Annotated in this window: 17 protein-coding genes; 13 read left to right on the top strand and 4 right to left on the bottom strand. The window is 46.1% G+C overall.

The window, feature by feature from the left end; translation table 11 throughout:
- Positions 1-227 precede the first annotated feature (227 nt).
- From ACVBIO_RS02045 to chrA, 3 genes are all read left to right on the top strand, one after another.
- Positions 228-365 carry a hypothetical protein gene (locus ACVBIO_RS02045; protein ID WP_447171858.1) on the top strand — a complete coding sequence of 46 codons (138 nt, stop codon included), beginning with the start codon at positions 228-230 and terminating at the stop codon, positions 363-365.
- 119 nt (positions 366-484) lie between these two features.
- Positions 485-1,660 (top strand): glycerol-3-phosphate dehydrogenase/oxidase, encoded by a 1,176-nt coding sequence (locus ACVBIO_RS02040; RefSeq protein WP_447163181.1) that lies wholly within the window; start codon positions 485-487, stop codon positions 1,658-1,660.
- Between the two features lie 210 nt (positions 1,661-1,870).
- Entirely contained in the window at positions 1,871-3,049 is a 1,179-nt protein-coding gene (gene chrA / locus ACVBIO_RS02035) for a chromate efflux transporter (RefSeq protein ID WP_447170025.1), read from the top strand.
- Between the two features lie 78 nt (positions 3,050-3,127).
- On the opposite strand, the gene fdhF is transcribed toward chrA, so the two are convergent.
- A complete protein-coding gene (gene fdhF / locus ACVBIO_RS02030) occupies positions 3,128-7,447 on the bottom strand; it encodes a formate dehydrogenase subunit alpha (protein ID WP_447171857.1) in 4,320 nt (1,439 codons plus the stop codon).
- Positions 7,448-8,180: 733 nt separating this feature from the next.
- Between fdhF and prfB the strand changes: the two genes are divergently transcribed.
- From prfB to ACVBIO_RS02015, 3 genes are all read left to right on the top strand, one after another.
- Positions 8,181-9,279 (top strand): peptide chain release factor 2 gene (gene prfB / locus ACVBIO_RS02025; RefSeq protein WP_447171856.1). Its coding sequence is split into 2 segments (ribosomal slippage): positions 8,181-8,255 and positions 8,257-9,279, totalling 1,098 coding nucleotides; the frame shifts between segments, so codons are not numbered across the junction.
- A 12-nt stretch (positions 9,280-9,291) separates the two neighbouring features.
- Positions 9,292-10,797 carry a lysine--tRNA ligase gene (gene lysS / locus ACVBIO_RS02020; RefSeq protein WP_447162184.1) on the top strand — a complete coding sequence of 502 codons (1,506 nt, stop codon included), beginning with the start codon at positions 9,292-9,294 and terminating at the stop codon, positions 10,795-10,797.
- A gap of 585 nt (positions 10,798-11,382) precedes the next feature.
- Complete coding sequence (locus tag ACVBIO_RS02015; protein WP_447171855.1) at positions 11,383-13,905, top strand: EAL domain-containing protein; 2,523 nt, start codon at positions 11,383-11,385, stop codon at positions 13,903-13,905.
- A gap of 131 nt (positions 13,906-14,036) precedes the next feature.
- Here ACVBIO_RS02015 and ACVBIO_RS02010 read toward each other — a convergent pair whose 3' ends face one another.
- On the bottom strand, positions 14,037-14,642 hold the full coding sequence (locus ACVBIO_RS02010; protein WP_447171854.1) for a pseudouridine synthase: 606 nt from the start codon (positions 14,640-14,642) through the stop codon (positions 14,037-14,039).
- Positions 14,643-14,817: 175 nt separating this feature from the next.
- Here ACVBIO_RS02010 and nagB point away from each other — a divergent pair, with 175 nt between their 5' ends.
- From nagB to ACVBIO_RS01975, 7 genes are all read left to right on the top strand, one after another.
- Complete coding sequence (nagB, locus tag ACVBIO_RS02005) at positions 14,818-15,609, top strand: glucosamine-6-phosphate deaminase (protein WP_447162181.1); 792 nt, start codon at positions 14,818-14,820, stop codon at positions 15,607-15,609.
- A 266-nt stretch (positions 15,610-15,875) separates the two neighbouring features.
- Positions 15,876-16,412: an SRPBCC family protein gene (locus ACVBIO_RS02000; protein WP_447170029.1), complete on the top strand. Its 537-nt coding sequence runs from the start codon at positions 15,876-15,878 to the stop codon at positions 16,410-16,412.
- A 43-nt stretch (positions 16,413-16,455) separates the two neighbouring features.
- The gene (locus tag ACVBIO_RS01995) at positions 16,456-17,127 is read left to right on the top strand and encodes a nitroreductase family protein (RefSeq protein ID WP_447170030.1); all 672 of its coding nucleotides are present in this window, start codon (positions 16,456-16,458) and stop codon (positions 17,125-17,127) included.
- A gap of 63 nt (positions 17,128-17,190) precedes the next feature.
- Complete coding sequence (locus ACVBIO_RS01990) at positions 17,191-17,508, top strand: cupin domain-containing protein (RefSeq protein WP_447162178.1); 318 nt, start codon at positions 17,191-17,193, stop codon at positions 17,506-17,508.
- Between the two features lie 275 nt (positions 17,509-17,783).
- Positions 17,784-19,655 (top strand): peptidase U32 family protein, encoded by a 1,872-nt coding sequence (locus ACVBIO_RS01985; RefSeq protein ID WP_447171866.1) that lies wholly within the window; start codon positions 17,784-17,786, stop codon positions 19,653-19,655.
- Between the two features lie 54 nt (positions 19,656-19,709).
- The gene (locus ACVBIO_RS01980; protein ID WP_220759134.1) at positions 19,710-20,084 is read left to right on the top strand and encodes a PH domain-containing protein; all 375 of its coding nucleotides are present in this window, start codon (positions 19,710-19,712) and stop codon (positions 20,082-20,084) included.
- 275 nt (positions 20,085-20,359) lie between these two features.
- Positions 20,360-20,782, top strand: a complete 423-nt coding sequence (locus tag ACVBIO_RS01975; protein ID WP_447163187.1) for an HNH endonuclease — start codon at positions 20,360-20,362, stop codon at positions 20,780-20,782.
- Between the two features lie 11 nt (positions 20,783-20,793).
- Here ACVBIO_RS01975 and ACVBIO_RS01970 read toward each other — a convergent pair whose 3' ends face one another.
- Together ACVBIO_RS01970 and ACVBIO_RS01965 are read right to left on the bottom strand one after the other, a co-directional pair.
- Positions 20,794-21,237 carry a SufE family protein gene (locus ACVBIO_RS01970; protein WP_447171853.1) on the bottom strand — a complete coding sequence of 148 codons (444 nt, stop codon included), beginning with the start codon at positions 21,235-21,237 and terminating at the stop codon, positions 20,794-20,796.
- A 729-nt stretch (positions 21,238-21,966) separates the two neighbouring features.
- Complete coding sequence (locus ACVBIO_RS01965; protein ID WP_447171852.1) at positions 21,967-23,178, bottom strand: aminotransferase class V-fold PLP-dependent enzyme; 1,212 nt, start codon at positions 23,176-23,178, stop codon at positions 21,967-21,969.
- Between the last annotated feature and the right edge of the window lie 35 nt (positions 23,179-23,213).

Raw genomic sequence — 23,213 nt, 5'->3', positions numbered from 1 at the left:
AATTGATGCCGCAATGTCGCCTAGGATGATGTGAGTTAGGTTACAGCTAACAAAATACTGAGCGTGCATCAAGAGAGGGGCATTTTTACGGCTCAATTTAAGGTTAGAATTTTATCAATAACATAAGTATGTTATATGCTAGGTGTTTTGTTTATTGCCCTAGACTCTAGCGCGAGTTAGAGCCTGAACTAGAGCCTTAAATCGGGGGACAAAGTAGGGTTACTCTTATGATGACTCTGATTATGACAAAAGACAGCGTTGAAACACCATTGAGCCCAAACAAACAGATCTGTTTCTCGCTCCACTGCGTAATGACAGCCTCTATTAGCCAAGGTTATTGTGCAATGCCGTATATGCGTATTTAGTGGCGGTAATTATGGACTTTACTCAGTCTTTATAAATCTGTCGTAATAGTGGCTGAAACACTGATTGAAAAGCCGTTAAAGCAGTAGCAAAAATAACAGATGCACTTTAAGGAGCACAAATGGCGACAGTTGATCTTATCATTATTGGCGGTGGCATTAACGGTGCTGGTATTGCTCAGTGCGCGGCTGCGGCCGGTTATAGTGTGCTATTACTTGAACGAGACACTATTGCTGCGCAAACATCAGCCAACTCTAGCAAGCTTATTCACGGTGGCCTACGATATCTTGAGTCCGGACAACTGCCGTTAGTGAGAAAGTCACTGGCCGAGCGTAAAGCTTTGCTACAGCTTGCTCCCTCTTTAGTGAATCCAATCCCATTTTATATTCCCGTATATGACACCAGTCGTCGCAGTTCATGGGCGATCAGGGCGGGACTGAGTTTGTATGCCATGCTTAGCGATTTCGATGCGCTAGGGCAGTTTAAATCGATACCCTCAGTGCATTGGTCGAAAATCAAAGGGCTCAAACTCAACGGGCTTAAGGCTGTTTATCAATATTGGGATGCGCAAACAGACGACAAACTTCTGACCCAGGCGGTCGTAAAAAATGCCCGTTCTTTAGGTGCCCATGTTATTGAGCATGCAAAATGTACTCATATCGAGCATTTGCAAAGTCATTGTATCGTGCGTTACCAAGCCGACGGTGCTGAGCAAGAGGTAGAAGCGTTGGCGGTGGTGAACGCGGCGGGTCCCTGGGTGAACCATGTGTTAGATAATGTGGTCCCGCCCATTGCAGCAGAGCCCATAGAATGGGTGCAGGGCAGTCATTTGCTGCTCGATATTCCGGCTAATGACGGCATTCTTTACCTTGAGTCTTGCTTTGACAAACGGGTGATTTTTGTGATGCCTTGGAATGGTAATACCTTGATTGGCACCACTGAAGTCGTGCTTGATAAGTTAAACGGCAAACCCCAGATAACCGCCGAAGAGGAGGCGTATTTACTGGGTATTTATCAACACTACTTTGCCCAGTTTGGTGATGTAGAGGCATTGAAAACGCGGGTGGTTGACAGCTTTTGTGGAATTAGAGTGCTACCAAAACAGGCTGGCAATTCATTTGATCGCCCAAGAGATACCCTGCAAAAAAGTCAGCTAAGCCACCCTAAGTTATTAAGCCTCTATGGAGGCAAGCTGACAACTTATAGGACGACGGCAACAGAAGTGCTCGAATGGGTGGAAGACTCTATCGGTAAGCGCCAGCCATTAGCCGATTTTGAGCGACTAATGTTGGATTAGCTAAGCAGGTAAAGCAAAGCACTAAAAGATTTATATTGTTTTTAGCTTATCGCCTCTGCAAGCTTGGTTTAACTTGTGACAGATTACTGCCGTTTTTTTAGGTTTCATTATTTTGTAACGTTAGTGTCATATTCTGTATCTGTTATTCTAAGCAGCTTATTTAAAGCACTTATTTTAAAGGCGTCTTGGCGCACATATTGATGGATGGTTATGTTTCAAATTTTTCTTCGTTTTTTTTCGTTAGGCCTAGTGTCATTTGGCGGGCCAGCAGCGCACATCGGTTACTTTAGGCAGACTTTTGTACAGGAGCTGAAATGGCTCGATGACAAACACTATGGCAGCTTGGTGGCGTTAAGCCAGTTTATGCCTGGACCGGGCTCGAGCCAGGTGGGTTTTGCGATTGGTTACCATCGCGGCGGGCTGTTAGGGGCTATTTCCGCCTTTCTAGGCTTCACCCTTCCTTCGTTTATTCTATTATTTTTACTCGCAGTAACCAGTAGCCAGTGGCTGGATTATTCATTTACTCAAGGAATAATCCACGGGCTTAAACTACTGGCTGTGGTCGTGGTTGCTGATGCCATTTGGATTATGTTTAAGCAGTTTTGTCAGCGTAAGCAAGCCAAGCTATTAATGGTCTTAAGTTGCGTGATTATCTTGCTGCAGCCTTCGATGCTTGTACAGTTTGGCTTGCTCATCGTAGCCGCTATGGTGGGTCGCTATTACTTATCTGCTGAGGATGATGAACCTAAGGCAACGGCGCAGCAACCGATAAAACTCAACTTCTTTTGGTTAAGTATCTTCAGCGGCTTATTGATTGCTTCCTTGGTGGTCATAGGGTTATCTAAGCATGCTGGGATATCGAATTTAACTGAGTTGTTTAGCCAGTTCTATCAAGTGGGTAGCATGGTTTTTGGCGGTGGGCATGTGGTGCTGCCTTTACTGCAATCGAGTGTTGGCGATGCGATGAGTAACGATCAGTTCTTAACGGGGTATGCGTTAGCTCAAGCTGTGCCGGGGCCTATGTTTGCCTTAGCCGCATTTTTAGGTGCAGAGATCTGGGTGCAACAGCCGTTAATGGGGGCCTTGGTTGCGACACTCGCTATTTTCCTGCCGGGATTCTTACTTATGCTGGTGGCACTTAAAAGCTGGCATGCTCTCAGCGCGCGGCCGCAAGTGGTAGGCGCGGTTGCGGGAGTGAATGCTTGTGTGATCGGTTTCTTGTTGGCGGCGCTTTATAATCCTATATTTATCAGTGCTGTGCTATCTCCGCTTGATATGGCCTTGGTGGTGTTAGGTTTTGGTCTGTTTAAAATCTTTAAGCCAAATATATTTATCCTAGTGACAGGTTTTGGTGTTGCAGGGGCGGTAGTGGGCGCGTTTATGAGTTAGCAGCTAGCTAAACTAAAACCAACAAAAAGGCCGTAAGCGCATGCGCTTACGGCCTTTTTTGATCTACTTTGACGCTAGTTACGCTAGTTCAGCTGTCATTTCGGCTACTTCTTCTGCTACCTTTTCAGCTTTTACCGCACACACCTTGAACTCTGGGATTTTAGCCACTGGGTCGAGGGCGTTGTTAGTCAGCTTGTTGGCGGCAGATTCTGCAAAGTGGAACGGCAGGAACAAGACCCCAGCCTGAGCACGTTTAGTGACAAATGCCTTAATTTCAATCTCTCCGCGCCTTGTGCTGAGTTTGAGCATATCACCGTTATTCACGCCGAGCTTGTCAGCATCAAATACCGAAATCATCACCCTAGCGCTACCGAGTTGATTGAGTCCCTCGGTTTTGCGAGTCATGGTGCCAGTGTGGAATTGCTCCAATAAGCGTCCAGTTGATAAGACCAATGGATACTCTTTACACGGCATTTCGGCGGGAAGACGGTAGTGCACAGCGCGCATCTTACCTTTGCCATGAGTAAACTCTCTGGTATGCAAAATAGGCGTGCCAGGGTGACCTTCAGCTGGGCAGGGCCACTGCAGACCCTGGAGGCCATTGCTCGTTAGGCTGTCGATAACTTTCCAGGTAATGCCGCGATATTGTGGCGTGACGTCGGTGATCTCATGCCAAATCTGCTTTTCATTTTGGTAGCCCCAATCTTCACCCATCTTGGTGGCAATAAGTTGGATTATTTGCCAATCATTCTTGGCAAGACCCGGTGGCGTAACAGCGGGGAGTAACTGCTGCACTCGGCGCTCGGTATTGGTGAAATGCCCTAGCTTTTCGGCAAACGCGGCCGCAGGCAAGACCACATCGGCTAGCTCGGCGGTTTCTGTTAAGAAGATATCTTGCACCACTACAAACTCTGCAGCAGCTAGGCCTTGCAATACGTGCTTTTGGTCAGGATCGCTCAGCACTGGGTTTTCGCCCATGACATATAGCCCTTTAAGCTCGCCGTGAGATAACGCGTGCATCATCTCTGTGGCGGAGAAACCGATATCTGCGCAAAGATCCTGCTTGCCCCAAGCTTCGCGAAAGCGCATTTGGACCAGTGGGTCGTCAAGTTTCTGATAGCCGCTAAAGTAATTTGGCAGGGCGCCCATATCGCAGGCGCCTTGCACGTTACTCTGGCCGCGCAGAGGGTTAATTCCCGCTCCTTTTACGCCAATATTGCCACACAGTAACTGCAGGTTAGATATCGCGGTGACGTTATCGTGACCAGAAGTATGTTGAGTGATCCCCATGGCATAGTAGACTGCTGTTTTTTCTGCAGTACCGATAAGGTGAGCCATTTCGATAATATCTTTAGCGCTCACGCCGGTAATTAACTCTGCATTCTTAGGGCTGTAATCGGTGCTCATCACTTCATCATAGAGCTGACTAAAACCTTCGACTCTAGCTTGAATGTAATCAAGATCATGCCAATCATTTTTGATGATCTGCTGCATAATGGCATTCAGTAGCATGACATCTGAGCCCGGTCTGTGTGCCACATAAAGCTGGGCTTTATCGGCGATAGAGACGCGCTTAGGATCGGCAACGATTAAACGAGCACCATGTTCGCTTACTGCTTGCTTGATGCGAGAGGCGATAATCGGGTGAGCGCTTTCGGTATCTGAGCCAAGAATAAAGATAAGGTCGCTGTCTTTAATGCTTGGAATGTCGTTTGTCATCGCACCGCTGCCTAAGCTTTCGCGCAGTGCGGTAACCGTTGAGGCGTGACATAAGCGAGCGCAGTGGTCGATATTGTTATTACCAATAACGCTGCGGAAGAACTTTTGGAAAACGTAGTTATCTTCGTTAGTGGCTTTAGCTGAAGACAAACCCGCTAGCGCTTTATCACCATAGGTTTGTTTGATCTCGCCAAAGCGCTGCGCCACAACCGAGATGGCTTCTTCCCAACTCGCAGGCACTAATTGACCATTTTTGCGGATAAGCGGCGTGGTTAGGCGTTTGTCGCTGCCAACAAAGTCAAAACCAAAGCGACCTTTAACGCATAGCATGCCTTCATTTACAGGCGATGATGTATCACCACTGATATGGCGGATTTGGTTTTTCTGTTCATCCACATGCAGGTTAACTCGGCAACCAATGCCGCAATAGGTACAGATGGTAGAGACGCACTTAAGCGGTGCTTTTTGCGCTTGAGTTAGGCCCTGAGTCTTATCACGAGCATCAACTAATGCACCTGTTGGGCACACCTGTACACAGTTGCCACATTGCACGCAGTCGCTGTCGTTCATGCTAACGCTAAAGCCCACACGCGGGGCTTTGCGCTCGTCACTTTCACTTGAGCTGGCACATGAGATTGGCAGGGCGTGGTAATGATCTTTGGCAAAAGATATCGCGTTGTGGCCACTGGCACCTTTACAGGTTTCAACACAGGCACCACAGCTAATGCAGCGGTTAGCATCAAAGGTAATAAATGGCGCGCTGGTATCAATGCTAAAATGTTGCGCCTGGCTAAGATCAAGCTCGCTGGCTTTAACCTTATACTCGGTCGCATAATCTCGTAGCTTACAGTCGGTGTTTGCCTGACAGGCACATTCTAAGCAGCGCGCGGCTTCCTTCATCGCTTCATCGGCGGCAAAGCCAAGTTCAACCTCACTAAAATTCAGGGCGCGCTGTAGCTTATCAAGCTCAGGCATTAGGCTGCGAGATTGCACACTTGCAGCAGGATAAAGCGCATCTGCCTTAAGGGATTTTAGTGCGCGAGTCTTAGCGGCCTTAGTTGAGTTAAATGGCTGTTTTACTAGCTCACAAGTCAAACCCTGGTTAAGGAGTTTCTCAATGGCATCGGCAGCTTTTCGACCATCAGCCACAGCAGCAACCGCGGTGGCTGGACCTGTACGAGAGTCACCAATCACAAACAGTTTATCGAGCCCAGCAGATTGCCCTGCCGACATGGTGTGCTCGCAACCCTCGAAGGTATTCCAGCGAGTAAGAGCGACTTCACCAGTGGCAAGTTGGCTTTGTGGATCTTCAAGAAACGCCATATCAGGGGTTTGCGAAACCGCAGGGATCACGGTATCGAACGCTTCAGTGAAGGTCTCCCCCGTTGGGGTTGGGCTGCGACGACCAGAGCTGTCTGGTTCTCCAAGCGCCATCACTTCAAAGGTCACTTGTGCCACGCGGCCATTATCATCGCAGTGGTTTTCAATCGGATTGGTTAAGAAGTGGAACTTGATCCCTTCTTGCTCAGCTTCATGGATCTCATAGTCTTCTGCTGGCATTTCGTCACGAGTACGACGATAAATTAGCGTGACATCGGCGCCATCACGTTTGGCTGTGCGGGCACAATCTATGGCGGTATTTCCACCACCAATCACTGCGACTTTTTTACCTGTGATGTATTGTTTGTCGGTGCAGTAATCTTTTAAATAATCTACGCCTAAATAACAGCCGTCTAGCTCGATACCGGGGTAGTTCATTGGCACGGCTTTTTGCGCGCCGATGGCTAAACAAACCGCATCAAAATCATCAATTAAACCGTTAAGGTGAATGTCACGACCAAGGCGTGTATCGGTTTTAATCTTGAGACCATTTTTACACAGCAGGTCAATTTCTTTATCGAGAATAGCCTTAGGCAGACGATACTCTGGAATGCCATATCTTAACCAGCCGCCAGCTTGCGGCATTGACTCGAAAATAGTGACATTGTGACCATTATTCGACAGGTAATACCCTGCTGAAATGCCCGCTGGGCCACTACCGATAATAGCAACTTTTTTATTGGTATCAGCAAGTCTTGGCGGCACATATGGCGCATCGCCTTCTAGATCTAAATCGGCGGCGTGACGTTTTAATTGGCGGATAGCAACAGGCTCATCGACCAAGCCACGGCGGCATTCAGATTCACAAAAAGCGGGGCAGACACGGCCAATAGAGAGTGGCAAAGGTAAGGTCTGCTTAATGACTTTAACGGCTTCAGTGTGATCGCCTTGAGCGATATGGTACAGGTAAGACTGTACGTCAACGCCCGCGGGGCAAGCCGTTTGGCAAGGCGCCTCACAGTCGGCAAAGTGATCAGACAAGATCACTTGCAGCGCCGCTTTTCGCTGTTTACTCAGCGCTGCTGATTGGGTGATGACTTGAATGTTTTGCGCAGCAATATCGCTAACAAGGGTTTCGCAGGCGCGCACATGGGTAATGCTGTTATCGTCTGTATGCAGCTCTACATGGCACAGATTACAGTGCTGCTTGCTATCGTGTACTAAAGAGCTTTTTACTAAATAACGGGCATTGCTCTTACACAGATTGGGGATGGCAATATCGGCATTAAGCGCGACATCTAACAGAGTGTCTTGTTGTTTGGCAACTAAGGTCTTGCCATCAATTATTATTTGTTTCATCGCATTGGCCTTTATTTATAGGGTCGCAGCTTGATTGAATACGCTTCATTAGGCTTTGAGAACCTAGGCGCAACATCAGCATTCACAGAGAACGGACTTGGCGAAATAGTTATAACTTGGAGTATACCTGTGGCCTTTTTTTACGCAGAAAATGCAGCTTGGATTTCAGTGGGAACTGCGGGGTATTTCACACTTGCAGCTTAAAATGTGCACCTTGGTTTTACTGGTGTACGGTAGTGCTGCGTCAGTTGGCATTTTGTGGTCATTGGGCCTGGTTCATCGGTGGTTTGTCGGTGATTACAGTGCGGTTTGGTTATCGAGTCAGCGATTTTGTTCAATGCAAACCCCACCCAAGGCGCCGAAAAACCTTCAGTGAAAGCGTTGAAGGCCGCAGTGGCGCTAGATAATACTGCCGATATAACGTTAGCGGGAGGGCGGGGCGATAAAGGTCACGGAAGCGCAATAGATACCGTTGAGCAATGACACGAAATGGCGTTAAATGAAAACAATTGAGATTAGCGCAGTAGTAATATTTGGTTAAATATTAGTTTTTAGCACTTGAGTTAGCTTTGTTGAATAAAATTGCTGTTTTGTGCGCTTTTGCCGCTATGTTTCATGCAAAGCATGAGTTAAAATAGCGGGTTTTCTATCTGTGAATAATTGAGCCGATAATCGATGGCGTTGTGTCGTCATTGTTTCCTAGCCAAAAACTCATTTAAAAGTTGATTAAATCATGTTTGAAGTAAATCCAGTTAAATTCAAGCTCAAGGAGCTCGCTGACCGTACCGACCTTCTTCGGGGGTATCTTTGACTACGATGCCAAAAGTGAGCGTCTAGAAGAAGTGAGCCGAGAGCTTGAAAGCTCTGAAGTTTGGAACGATCCAGATAACGCCCAAGCCTTAGGCAAAGAGCGTGCAGCCCTTGAAGCGGTAGTGAAAACTATCGATGATATGGACAGTGGCCTAGAAGATATCGAGGGTTTACTCGAACTTGCCGTTGAAGAAGATGATGAAGAAACCTTCAATGATGCCGCTGCTGAATTACAAGATCTTGAGAAGCGCTTAGAGGAACTTGAGTTCCGTCGCATGTTCTCGGGTCCACATGATGCATCAGATTGTTATTTAGATATTCAATCAGGTTCTGGCGGTACAGAGGCTCAAGACTGGGCAAACATGGTACTGCGTATGTTTTTACGTTGGGGTGATGCCCATGATTACAAACCTGAATTGATTGAAGTGACCGGTGGTGATGTTGCCGGCATTAAAGGCGCAACCATCAAGTTTACTGGCGAATATGCCTTTGGCTCACTGCGTACGGAAACCGGTGTACACCGTTTAGTCCGTAAGTCGCCATTTGACTCATCAGGTAAGCGTCACACCTCTTTCTGTTCGGTATTCGTTTACCCAGAGATTGATGACTCGATTGAGATTGATATCAATCCATCGGACTTAAGAATTGACACCTACCGTGCATCAGGCGCGGGTGGTCAGCACGTTAACAAAACTGAGTCAGCGATCCGTATTACGCATCTGCCGACCAACACTGTGGTGCAATGTCAGAACGACCGTTCGCAGCATAAAAACCGTGATGCAGCGATGAAACAGCTAAAAGCAAAACTGTATGAGCTAGAAATGCTTAAGCAGAATGCTGATAAGCAAGCCGCCGAAGATGCCAAGTCAGATATTGGCTGGGGCAGCCAGATCCGTTCATACGTGCTCGATGATGCACGTATTAAAGATCTACGTACCGGCGTTGAAAACCGAAATACCCAGAGCGTTTTAGATGGCGATCTGGACAAGTTTATTGAAGCTAGCCTGAAATCTGGCCTTTAACGAGAGAAGAAGATGACTGAACAAACACTAGACGAGAACAAGTTAATTGCAGAGCGTCGTGCAAAATTAGAGCACATTCGTACCAACTGCCCTGCAAACGGTCACCCGAACAACTTCGATCGCAAACACAAAGCGGCAGACATTCAAGCTGAATTTGGTCAAAACACCAAAGAAGAGCTTGAAGGCATGGGCATTGAGCGCTCTATCGCTGGCCGTGTTATGGCTAAGCGTGGTCCTTTCTTGGTTATCCAAGATGTGAGCGGTCGTATCCAAGCTTATGCGGGTAAAGATGTTCAAAAAGATCTTAAAGAGAAGTTCCTGGGTCTAGATATCGGTGACATCATCGGTGTGACCGGTCAGCTACACCTTTCAGGTAAGGGCGATCTATACGTGAACATGGAACAGTACCAGTTGCTAACTAAAGCGCTGCGTCCACTGCCTGAAAAGTTCCACGGCCTAACAGACCAAGAGACGCGTTACCGTCAGCGTTATGTTGACTTGATCGTTAACGAAGATTCTCGTGCAGCCTTTATCATGCGTTCTAAAGTCGTTTCGGCTATTCGTAACTTCATGGTAAAGAAAGAGTTCATGGAAGTTGAAACACCAATGATGCACAGCATCCCTGGTGGCGCTTCTGCTCGTCCATTCGAGACGCATCACAATGCGCTTGATATCGCTATGTACCTGCGTATTGCTCCTGAGCTATACCTTAAGCGTTTAGTGGTCGGTGGTTTTGAGCGCGTATTCGAAATTAACCGTAACTTCCGTAACGAAGGTCTGTCTCCACGTCATAACCCAGAATTCACTATGATGGAATTCTATATGGCGTATGCAGACTTTAACGATCTAATGGATCTGACTGAAGAGATGCTAAGCTCTATCGCGACTGAGCTTTGTGGTTCTCCACAGCTTCCATACGGTGAGCACACAGTTGACTTTGGTGGCCCATATGCACGTTTGAGCATGTTGGATGCGATCAAGAAGTACAATCCTGACAACGCAACCATTCAGTCTATGACTTACGAAGAAGTTAAAGATGTTGAGTTTATGCGTGACTTGGCTAAGAGCCTAGGCATGACAGTTGAGAAGTTCTGGACTTGTGGTCAGCTACTAGAAGAGATCTTTGGTGAAACAGCTGAAACTCAGTTGATGCAACCTACGTTCATCACTGGCTACCCAGCGGATATTTCTCCACTAGCACGTCGTAACGATGACAACCATTTCATCACTGACCGTTTCGAGTTCTTCATCGGCGGCCGCGAAGTGGCTAACGGTTTCTCTGAGCTTAACGATGCAGAAGATCAAGACAGCCGCTTTAAAGCGCAGGTTGATGCAAAAGATGCGGGTGATGACGAAGCGATGTTCTACGATGCAGACTACATTACTGCACTAGAGCACGGCTTACCGCCAACTGCTGGTCAAGGTATCGGTATTGACCGTCTCGTGATGCTATTTACGAATACGCATACTATTCGTGACGTTATCCTATTCCCAGCTATGCGCCCACAAGCGAACTAAATAACCGGGATATTACTGCAAAGTCGTGTTTGTTGCGCCAACTTGCATTAGTAACGATTTAAAAACCAGCTCTAGGGCTGGTTTTTTTATGCCTGTTTGCCAATGGAAGCTTGGCGACTTCTGCATTAATGACTTCATAAGAGAGCAACCATGGCATCATTTTTCGGCTTAGTTTGCCAAAAAACGCTATGGTTGGTCACTTTCTTATGCAAGTTGGTATCAGTGATAGGTATCACTAATTGTTATAAGTGATAGGTATATAGGGCACTAGAGAGGTAACTCGCTAGTTTGTTGATTGAAGTCAACTAAATTTAACTGGGTCCCTTGTATTTTGTCCTGTCATCAAAAATAGATTTAAGTGTCTGACAATTAGAGTATTAGTTCGGTAAGGCTTTTGAGGCGCATTGAATATCCTAGCGCTAGTCATTGGCTTAATCTTTATTTTTTTCGTTAACAATACTAGTGTTATGGCTGTTTTATTGCTCAATTTTTGATGATGGGCAAAACAAACGTACGACTCATTTATGTATCAATCATGAATAAGGCGTGTTCGAACTACCTCTAAAAGACTGATAGGGCATTGATTTGATTAATATCAATATAACGCAAGCACAACGGGATGAGTGGCAGCAATCTATCGATATGCTGGCACGAATAGCCCAGTGCAAGGCCGCGTTATTACAGATAGATCAAGCTGACCAGCTTATTCCTATTAGTTATGCCAATATGACCGAAGAGCAGCTTAATCAGCTGCCAGCCAGCCATGAGCAAGTGTATGGCCAATCTGACATCACGCCGTTTAAAAAGTCCTTTGATATCAGTAAGGCAGAAGACGATTCACTGCAGTGTTTATTTCCGATCAACTGGCCTTCTGGAGCCTTGTTTGGCTATATTTGCCTGATTACATCACCTGACAATAGTCAGCAAAATGTAACTCAAGGCGCGGCCTGTCACGCTGAAAAGCAAGCCGATATTCGACGCCTACTAGCAATATGCGGCAGCAGTATCGAACAAAGCCTAAGTCAGGTATATCGACAATTTAAACAGCAACAGAATAAGCTTCGCAGGGTAAGTGAAAGAGCAAGTGAGGTTAGCTTACAAGCCTTTATTGACAGTATGAAAGAGCATGTGTGGATGAAAGATACATCTGGACGCTATATTTTGGTTAATCAAAGTGTAGAACTTGCCTGGAATCGCCCACGAGAGCAGATCCTTGATTATACCGATGATGAACTATTTGAATCCCGTTTAGCCAAGCATTTTATTGCCAGCGATATTGAATCGATTCGTAAAGGAAGAGAAGTCTCGGTTGGCGAATGTGAAGGCTTAGATATTGGTGATACCGAGTCCTGGCAGGAAACCACCAAGGTTCCTGTTATCAATGATAATGGGGAGCTGGCTGGCGTTATCGGCATTTCACGTAATATATCTTCTCATAAAGCCGCGCAAGATCAGCTTGAGTTAGCCTCACGGGTGTTCGAAAACTCGGTCGAGGGCGTGATCATCACAGATATTGACGGCACTATAGTCAATGCACATGGTGCTTTTAGGGAGATCACCGGATATGAAAAAGAGGAGCTCTTAGGGCAAAACCCAAGAGTGTTTAACTCTGGCCGGCATAAGAAAACATTTTTTACTACGCTGTGGGATGACTTGCTGAAAAAAGGTAAATGGCACGGGGAGGTTTGGAATCGGCGTAAAAACGGTGCCATATTTCCGCAAATACTTAATATCAGTGCCGTTTACGATGATGAATATAAGATCCGTTTTTTTGTGGCTGTATTTAATGATATTTCGGCTCAAAAGCAAAGTGAAGCAGAGTTGGCTAAAGTGGCATTTCATGATCCGCTGACAAAGTTACCTAATCGCATGGCGCTTACAGCAAGATTAGAGCAAGAGCTTAAACAGGCGCGTCATAGCCAAAATCGTCTGGGGCTAGTCTATATCGATGTCGATCTTTTTAAGCAGGTAAACGAAAGCTATGGTCACCTTGTCGGCGATGAAGTCCTGCTTGAGCTGAGTCAACGATTTCGCTCAGGGTTAAATAACCTCGCTACTGCGGCAAGGCTTGGTAGCGATGAGTTTGCGGTAATTTTATCTAATATTGATAGCAGTGACATGTTGTTACTCAGCGTCAATAAACTTAGACAAATGTTCGATCAACCCTTCACCTTAGGTGAACATGGTCAAGCGCGTTTAACAGCGAGTATGGGGGTCGCGATGTATCCTGATGATGGCCAAGATTCAAGTAGTTTAATGGTCAGGGCTGAAGTGGCGATGCACAGAGCTAAACATGACGGGCGTAATAATTATGCTTTTTACACCGAATCCTTAACCCAGGAGTCAGTGGCAAAACTTAAGCTTCAAAGTGCACTGCATGATGCACTTGAACTTGATGCTTTCTATTTGGTGTTCCAACCTAAAATTAGCTTTGTGACGGGTAAAACGGTTGGTTTCGAAGCCTTGCTTCGCTGGAATGATCCGGTACTGGGTAATATCTCCCCGGCGATTTTTATTCCTTTAGCGGAAAAGATCGGCTTAATTCAAGATATCGGTCGCTGGGTATTAATCAAGGCTTGCGAACAGGGGCTAAAATGGCATGAGCAAGGTATTTGCTTTGGACGGATAGCGGTGAATGTTGCTGGTCAGCAGCTTCAGCGTCGTAGTTTTGTCGATGAAGTTACAGAGATCCTTAAAGATACGGGGTTAGCTGCGACGAGTTTAGAGCTTGAGGTCACAGAAAGTTGCATGATGTCAGATCCCGAACTGGTCAGCCAAGGCTTAGCTAAGCTAGGGGATATGGGGATTGAAGTCTCGGTAGATGATTTTGGTACAGGCTATTCATCATTGAGCTACCTTAAGACACTGCCTATCCATAAGCTCAAAATTGACCAGTCATTTGTGGCGGGCTTGCCACTTGATACTCACAACACCGCGATTGCAAAAGCCATTATCGCGATGGGACATGCGTTAAATTTGCAGGTGGTCGCCGAAGGGGTTGAAACGCAAGAGCAAGCAGACTTCTTAAAAGCTAACCAGTGCGATGAAGCGCAGGGCTATCTTTATAGTCGCCCAAAACTGCCTGAAGATCTGACTGATTTCTTTTAAGTATTAACATCCTGCTTAACCCCTCTAATACCCTATTAAGAGAAGCGATTATTAATGGAGAGGGTCGTTAACAGAGGCGGCTATGAATAGAGACGGTAGTCGACGTCAATTGGCTGCTGTGAACCGTTTTGTTACGACAGTTCTGTTACGAACTGGGCAACAGGAATAACATCACCGGGAAGCATAGCATTAAGCTTAATATTCCCAATCCTAACTCTAACCAGTCTTAAAGTCGGTAACCCAACCGCTGCCGTCATCTTTCTTACCTGACGGTTTTTTCCTTCGCCAATGGTTATTGAAATCCAGCTAGTAGGCCCATGGCGAGCATCGCGGATTTTTCTTCCTCTAGTCGGCAAATCAGGTTCAGGATCAAGCAGTTTAACCTTGCAAGGTAAAGTCTGGTATTTTCCGCCGCTAATGCCAATTTCAACTCCTTGGCTAAGCTGCAAAATTTGCGCCTGAGTCACCTCTCCATCTACCTGTACATAGTATTCTTTTTCAATGGTTTTACTGCGGATAAGGTGACTTTGCATCCCATCGGTTGTGAGCAGTAATAGGCCTTCAGAGTCATGATCCAGTCGGCCAATCGCCATAGTGTTCTCAGGGAAGTCGAACAGCTCACCAAGTAGCGGTTTGCTCTTACGGGTTTCTGGTACAAACTGACTTAAATATCGATAGGGCTTATAAATCACATAGTGGAAATGTGTTTGCTCTGTCGGTAAACCCGTTGCAGTCATGATTATGTTCCTCAAATAATAGCGCGCAATTATAACCTGAATCGATAGCATTTGATTCCGAGCTGTTCTGTTGAGCGAGTCACTTGCCTAAATAATAGCTAATGACAGCGTTGTCATTAGAGGTTATAGTTATGTTACATAGTCAACTGCCGCTCACATATATTGGATCAAGTTTATGCAAATCGTAATATTAAAAGACAGTGCCTCGGTTGCTGAATACGGCGCCAACATTTTTATTAAACAGCTGCAGAAAAAGGCTGATTCGGTATTGGGATTGGCAACAGGCTCGACACCCGTTTCGCTATATCAAGGCTTGATAGCGGCGAATAAGGCTGAGCAGATAAGCTTTAAACATGTCACCACTTTCAATCTAGATGAATATCTAGGTCTTGAGGGAACGCACCCTCAAAGCTATCGCTATTTTATGAATGAGCAGCTTTTCGACCATATCGATATTGATAAGTCACACACTTTTGTGCCGCCAGGTGACGCAGCTAACCCGATTGAAGCGTGCCATGGTTATGAAGCGCAAATTAAGGCGGCTGGTGGCATCGATATCCAGTTACTCGGCATTGGCCGTAACGGTCATATTGGCTTTAATGAACCATCATCTGGTTTGATGTCGCGCACACGAGTAAAAACCTTAACTAAGGCCACGATTGATGATAACGCGCGCTTTTTTGACGCGGGTGAGTATCAGCCACACCTGTCGATCACCATGGGAATTGGCACCATATTAGATGCCAAGAAGGTGGTGTTATTGGCTACAGGCGAAAATAAAGCTGATGCGATTTTAGCGACCGTGGAAGGGGCATTAACCGCAGCTTGCCCAGCTTCTGCGTTGCAATTGCACCAAGATGCGGTGTTAGTCATCGATGAAGCCGCCGCATCAAAGCTTACAGATTGTGATTTTTATAAACACATCGAAGCTGAAAACCAAAAGCTGATGGCGAGATTAGGGCTTTAATGATTACGGCTATTTGTTTAAACAACTTACATAAATAGAAAGAACAAATAGAAAGTTGAACATAGAAAAGAGACAAGTATAGCTTGTCTTTTTTTATGCCATTTTTACCCTCTCCCAGCCTATTTTAATACCTTGAGGCTTGCGAGAGGTTAACCCAATTAATCAGCCAAAATTGTCATTGTGTTAATAATATGTATATTCTTAATTCATCTCGCACGACAGCAGTATAAATAGGTCATGCTTCTTATCAAAAAGAGTAAATGATAATGCTGAAAAGATTCCTGCTTTTGATATTAGTGGTCATCGCTGCGCCATTTATTGTGGCTTTGTTTGTCACTAACCATTATTCGGTGACATCGCAAATCACCATAGACAAGCCCGTTGCAGAAGTGTTCGATTACGTTAAGTTGCTTAAAAACCAAGATAACTTTAGTGTTTGGGCGCAGATGGATCCTGATATGCAAAAAAACTACCGCGGCACAGACGGTATGGTGGGCTTTGTTGCTGGTTGGGCGAGTGACAAAGAAGACGTTGGCGTGGGTGAACAAGAGATTATGCGTATTGATGACGATAAGCGAATCGATTATGAGCTGAGATTTTTTAAACCCTTTGAGTCAACGGATTTGGCCTATATCGAAACTCAGGCTATTTCTGCAGATCAAACGCGAGTGATATGGGGCTTTGACGGACAGTTAGCGTACCCGATGAATTTGATGTTCCTGTTTATGGACTTTGAGGGCATGATTGGGAATGACTTAAGCCTAGGACTGACTAAGCTAAAAACGGTTGTTGAGGCACACTAGGCCTGACAGGTAGATCAATTGAAGGGCAAGTGAAGGAACCGATATGACAGATACGCATCATCCACTTAATGATTTTATCGAATACCCTCAAACAGAGATGCTCGAGCGCGCGACACAAAACTATAAAGAGGTGCAGCGCCGCCACTCTATCCGTAAGTTTTCAGACCGCGCAGTGCCTAAGGAGATCATTGAAAAGTGCATTCTTGCGGCGGGCACCGCACCTAATGGGGCCAATCATCAGCCCTGGCACTTTGTGGCGATTAATAGCCCAGAAATTAAAGCGCAAATTCGTCACGAGGCCGAGGCGTTAGAGCAAGCCTTTTACGCTGGTCGTGCAGGTGCAGAGTGGCTCGATGCGCTTAAGCCTCTAGGCACCAATGCCGACAAACCTTACCTTGAACATGCCCCCTGGTTGATTGCCATTTTTAGTCAAAAACGCTCAGAGGAAGAGGGCGAACAAAAGGCTAACTATTACGTACATGAGTCGGTGGGGATTGCCACAGGCTTTTTAATTCAGGCGCTACATAACGCAGGGCTCGGTACGTTAACTCACACGCCTAAACCTATGTCATTTTTAACTAAAGTCTGTGGCCGCGACAGCAGCAATGAGCGCCCCTATATGTTGATTATTGCCGGTTATCCAAGTGATGATGCGACCGTGCCAGAACATGCATTGCAGAAAAAGTCGCTAGAGGAGATCTGCACCATTTTATAATCGTAGTAGCCTATTATTATCCTAGTCGCTTAGCGCTGCGGTTAATGACAAAAGTGAGGCCGGATGGAAAAGCACAATATCTTTAATAAACTACCACAAGACTTAATTGAAGAGGCGTTTGAGCCGCTGGTGGAGCAAGGCGATGTGCTCATTGAACGCATCATTTCTAAGGCGCATATTACCCCTTTAGGTGAATGGTATGATCAACACCGCAGCGAGTGGGTGATGGTGATGCAGGGCGCGGCTAGGCTGGAATTTATTGATGGTGCAGTGGTTGAGCTAAGTGTGGGGGAATATCTTAATATTCCGGCCCATGTAAAACATCGTGTGGCGTGGACGAGTGAAGAGGTTGAGACTATCTGGTTAGCGGTTCACTATTAATTGCTACTGTGATAATTGCATTTGGCTAATTGTCACTGTGATTATCGCCCTTAGATATTAGCTACTGTGATAATCGCCACTCCGACCTATAGCGAATCGCTCAAAAATTGATTTTATATTAGCTAACGCCAAAGCTCGGCATTTTTGCTATAATCTTCGCCCAAAATATTTGTATTTCCCTTTTTTGAGTGATTTTTATGAGCAATGTTGGCATCTACAACCCTAGCGATAAGTCTGGTGACAAGCCTACTGGCGAGACGCATTCTCAATTAGAGATGCAAAATAATCGTCTAGAGCTGCTGGCTCCGGCTAAAAATGCCGACTATGGTATCGAAGCCATTCGCCATGGCGCGGACGCGGTTTACATCGGTGGTCCAGCGTTTGGTGCACGTGCCACAGCTGGCAATAGTGTCGAAGACATTGCGCGCTTATGTACCTTTGCTCATCAATATCACGCCCAAGTGTTTGTCGCTATCAATACTATTTTGATGGACGACGAACTCGATGCGGCGCAAAAACTCATTTGGGAAGTCTACGAAGCAGGTGCCGATGCACTTATCGTGCAGGACATGGGGATCTTACAGCTCGACTTGCCTCCTATTGCACTGCATGCCAGTACGCAAATGGATAACCGTAGCCCAGAAAAAGTGGCTTTTTTAGAGCAAGTTGGCTTCTCTCAAGTGGTACTTGCCCGTGAACTCGGTTTAAGCCAAATTCGCGATGTCGCTGCTAACACCAATATGCAAATTGAGTTCTTTATTCATGGTGCATTATGTGTGGCCTACAGCGGCCTTTGTAACTTGAGCCACTCGTTCAGCAACCGCAGTGCCAACCGCGGTGAATGCTCGCAAATGTGTCGCTTGCCGGGCGAGCTTAAAACCCGCCAAGGCGAAGTGCTAGCGCAAAACGAGCACTTGTTATCACTTAAAGATAATAACCAAACTGACAACCTTGAAGCCCTGATTGATGCGGGCGTGCGCTCATTTAAAATCGAAGGGCGTTTAAAAGATTTAAGCTACGTTAAAAACGTTACAGCACATTATCGTCAAGAGTTAGACAAGATCATGGCGCGTCGCAGTGAGTTTGTCGCATCATCTCACGGACGTTGTGAACATTCTTTTACGCCTGATCCTGAAAAAACCTTTAACCGTGGCCGCACCGATTATTTCGTTAATGAGCGCAGCCAGGGCGTAAGTGACTTCCGCTCGCCTAAATATATTGGTGAAGAAGTGGCGACGGTTAAGCGTATTGGCAATGACTATATTGAAGTGACCTCAAATGAGACATTCAATAACGGCGATGGCTTGTGTTTCTTTCCAAGTGATTACGCCGAAGCCAAACAGTCTGATGACAAGCTAAAGGGCCTGCGGGTTAACCGCGCCGAAGGGCTAACGCTGTTTGTGGCACGTATGCCAAAAGAGCTAAAAGTTGGCATGACGATTTATCGTAACCACAACCAAGCCTTTGAATCTGTACTGGCTAAAGAGTCATCTAAACGTATTATCGGCGTTGATCTGGTATTAGCGGATACGGCTGATGGCGTGTCGCTAACCATGACCGACGTTTATGGTCACAGTGCAACGCAGTCATTAGTTGTTGAAAAAACGGCGGCGACGGATATTGAAAAAACGCAGCAAGGTTTGCGTAAGCAACTAGCAAAGCTTGGTAGCACAGACTTTAAAGCGCATAACATCAGCATTGACACCGCACAGACCTGGTTTATTCCAACTTCACAGTTAAACGGGCTGCGTCGTGACACTGTGGCCGCTTTAGAGCTAACACGAGTAAACGATTACCAGCGCCCTAAAGCGTGGAAATATAATCAAGACGCCGTCTATCCGGTTAGACACTTAAGCTATTTGGGCAATGTGGCCAACGAGCAAGCAAAAGCGTTTTACCAGCGTCATGGCGTGATTGAAATTCAAGACACCTACGAGAAAAACGGCATCTCTGAGGATGTCCCATTAATGGTGACTAAACACTGCCTACGCTTTAACTTTAACTTGTGCCCGAAAGAGGTACCAGGGATTAAAGCCGACCCTATGGTGTTAGAAATCGGTAAAGATGTACTCAAGCTAGTGTTTGACTGCCCGAAATGTGAAATGATGGTGGTGGGCGAAAATAGACAAGTACGCTCAACGAATTAGGTTCGTCGACAAGTTGGCGAATCGAACACTCACACACTATTAAGGAAAATAGCAATGGGATTATTAGATTCGCTAATGGGTAATGCTTCAGAGGTTAACCTTGAGGAGTTAACCCAAGAATTAAGCCCTATTATGGCCGACGATGAGTCGTTAACCTTGGCTTATAAGGTTATTCGCGACATGTTCGTGTTTACCAATAAACGGCTTATTTTAATTGATAAGCAAGGCGTGACGGGTAAAAAGGTCAGCTATCACTCGGTGCCATATAAGTCGATAACCCATTTTGAAGTGGAAACTGCCGGCACGTTTGATATGGACGCAGAGTTAAAAATTTGGATCTCAGGCCAAAAAGATCCCTTGGTTAAAGAGCTAAAGCGTGGCACCGACGTAGTCGGTATTCAAAAGACCATCGCTAATCTGTCTCTGTAAGTTTGTAGGCATGCGTCTCGACAAGCTGTTTCGTGTGTGTAATGCCTTTAATTCCGGCGTTTTGTAGTAAAAGCGCAGGCGGGTAAGGCATTCCATCGGCTTAATAGCAGCTAGCCTTTGAGCCATTGTCGATGTTGAGATGAGCTTCCTGATATTGATTGCTTTTTGACAAGACTCTCCCCAACAATTTGTGCTTTCGAGTACAGGGCTACTTTGCCCTTGTATAAGTGAAATGTTAGCCTGTTCGCAAGATTAATTGATACAAAAGGATTTGCATGTGGTCGGTTACTTTTAGAAGTGATAGGAGGCGAACTGCGTCTTATAAAACTGAAAAAGGGGCATTAAAAGCGATATGGAAATGGCTTAAAGTGAACGATGGCCATGCTGTATTTCTTGCTCCAGGGTCTGAGCCGAAGATTTTTAATGATTGTGATGAGCTACCTTTTAGTGAGCCAATTGAGCAAGATTTTTATAGTTCAGGTAAGTGGCATACGCTGAGGCATGAAGCCTTAATGAAGTACGGTAGCCGTTGCTCATGTTGCGGTATTACGCCAGACCAAGGCGCAATAATGCACGTAGACCACATTAAGCCTCGCTCTCAATATCCTGAACTGGCTTTGGATATTGAGAATCTGCAGATCCTTTGCGCAGCATGTAATAAAGGCAAGTCGAATCTTTCTGAGAAGAAATGGCGTTAAGCTCTTTTGGTTTACGCTGCAGACTTTATCGCTTTAGCCAGTGCCAGTAGGCCATTGGTACGCGAGGGGCTTAGCTGGCCATGTAGCCCAAGTTGAGTAAAGTAGCTGTCAGGGGCGAACGCGCTGATTTCGCTGCTGGTTTTACCGTTGCAGGCTATCAGTAGCAGTGCGATTAAGCCCTTGACGATGCGAGCATCGCTGTCTGCAACAAAATAGTGTTTACCATCAATTTCACTATGATATAGCCAAGCATTGCTCTCACAGCCGCGAACCTTAGCGCTTTCGACACGAAAACTGTCATCGAGTTTAGGCAGACTTTTTCCCAGCAGCATTATCTGACGATAACGCTCTTGCCAGTTACCGGCTTGTTCAAATAGCTTTAGTGTCGTTTGAGCATCACTTTCAAGTGTTAATGCTAAAAACTCTGCTTGGGTGGGCTTAACTTGCTGACTCATACTCGACCTAATTTGAAATGATTAATATAACAATAAATAAAACTGTGTTTGGTTTTGTTTTCCGTCTTAGATTTTGCCTAGAACCTAGAACCTAGAACCTAGAACCTAGAACCTAGAACCTAGAACCTAGAACCTAGAACCTTCTTATTCGCAGAATCTAGAACGCTCGTATACTCGCTGCGAGAACGCTTCGCGGCTAGAGCGGACTTCGTCCTGCTATATAGTCAAAAGATGGCATTGTGTTTTTTATGTAGGTTGGGCTTTAGCCCATCAAAGATGACGGCATAAATGCCGACCTACAATAGTGCCTTCGATTGCAGCGCTTTTCCGGCTTAACTCGACTGTTACCGTCTTAGCCTTTTCTTGCACCTAGAACCTAAAACCTAAAACCTAGAACCTAGAACCTAGAACCTTCTTATTCGCAGAATCTAGAGCGCTCGTATACTCGCTGCGAGAACGCTTCGCGGCTAGAGCGGACTTCGTCCTGCTATATAGTCAACAGACGGCATTGTGTATTAAATGTAGGTTGGGCTTTAGCCCATCAAAGATGACGGCATAAATGCCGACCTACTTTAGAAGAAGGTCCTTGGTTCTAGGGCGTTCGCCTTCTATTAAGCAAAACAACACCAGTGACCTTTCTTACACTCTTCTGCTTTTGTCTTTCCGGCTCTGCTCGTACCGTCTTGGCCTTTCCTAGAACCTGCTTTTCCTAGGAGCTAGAACCTTTTTTTAAATCAACAACTCTTTTACCGATTTCATGGCGTTAATAAAACTGTCGATATCAGCCTTATTAGTATAAACGCCAATGGAGGCACGGCAGCAGCCTTTTAAGCCTAAATTTTGCATCAAGGGCATCGCGCAGTGGTGGCCGCAGCGCACCGCGATGCCTTGTTGGTCGAGTAAAATGCCCACATCCTGATGGTGCTCGTCGCTAAGATTAAATGCTACCGCGCCGATATTATCGCGGTGAGCGCCATAAAGTACCACATCACCAAGCGCGGTTAACTCATCTTGCAGGTAGTTTAACAGTGCTTGCTCGGCGGCGTGTACTTGCTCTTTTGGTAGTGCTTGAATAAAGTCGATGGCGGCGCCTAAACCTATCACTTCAGCGATTGGTGGCGTGCCGGCCTCTAATCGATTAGGTAACTGACTAAACTCGGTCAGCTCAAAGCTGACGGTTTTTATCATCTCACCACCTGTCATTAATGGGCTTAAGCTATCTAAAGCATCAAAGCGACCATATAAGACACCTATGCCGGTAGGGCCATACATCTTGTGACCCGAAAATACATAAAAATCACAACCGATACTTTGTACATCGACCCGAAGATGGGCGATAGCCTGCGCGCCATCGACCAGGGTGAGGGCGCCCGCGTGTTTGGCTTTGGCTACTAACTCGTTAACCGGATTGCGTGTACCTAAGGCATTAGATACATGGCTCAGCGCCACGATGGCAGGCTTTTCTGTCAACAAAGCCTCGAAAGCATCAATGTCTAGCCGGCAATCTGCCGTCAGTGGAATCGGCTTGATAATCGCGCCAGTGCGCTTGGCGAGCTCTTGCCAGGGCACGATGTTGGCGTGATGGGCGGCGCTATCAATTAGAATCACGCTGCCAGCTTTGATTTGGCTGGTTAAGCCATTAGCGACGATATTGATCGATTCAGTGGCACCGTGAGTAAAGATAATCTCTTCACGTTGCTTGGCATGAATAAACTGCTTTAGCTTATCGCGCACCGCTTCATATTGGCTGGTGGCTCGGGCCGACAGTTGGTGGGCTGCGCGGTGCACGTTGGCATTATCATGCTGATAATAGTGGTTCATAGCATCAATCACTTGCTGCGGTTTCTGGCTGGTGGCGGCCGTGTCTAAATAACACAGTGGGTAGCCATCATTAGACTGAGCAAGAGTTGGGAATTGTGACCGCAGCGTTGAGAGATCCATTAATCCGATCCGAGGTTATCGATAAAATAAAAAGG

The sequence above is a fragment of the Shewanella sp. 0m-8 genome (genome assembly GCF_052977265.1).
This window is presented reverse-complemented; position numbering and strand designations above follow the sequence as displayed.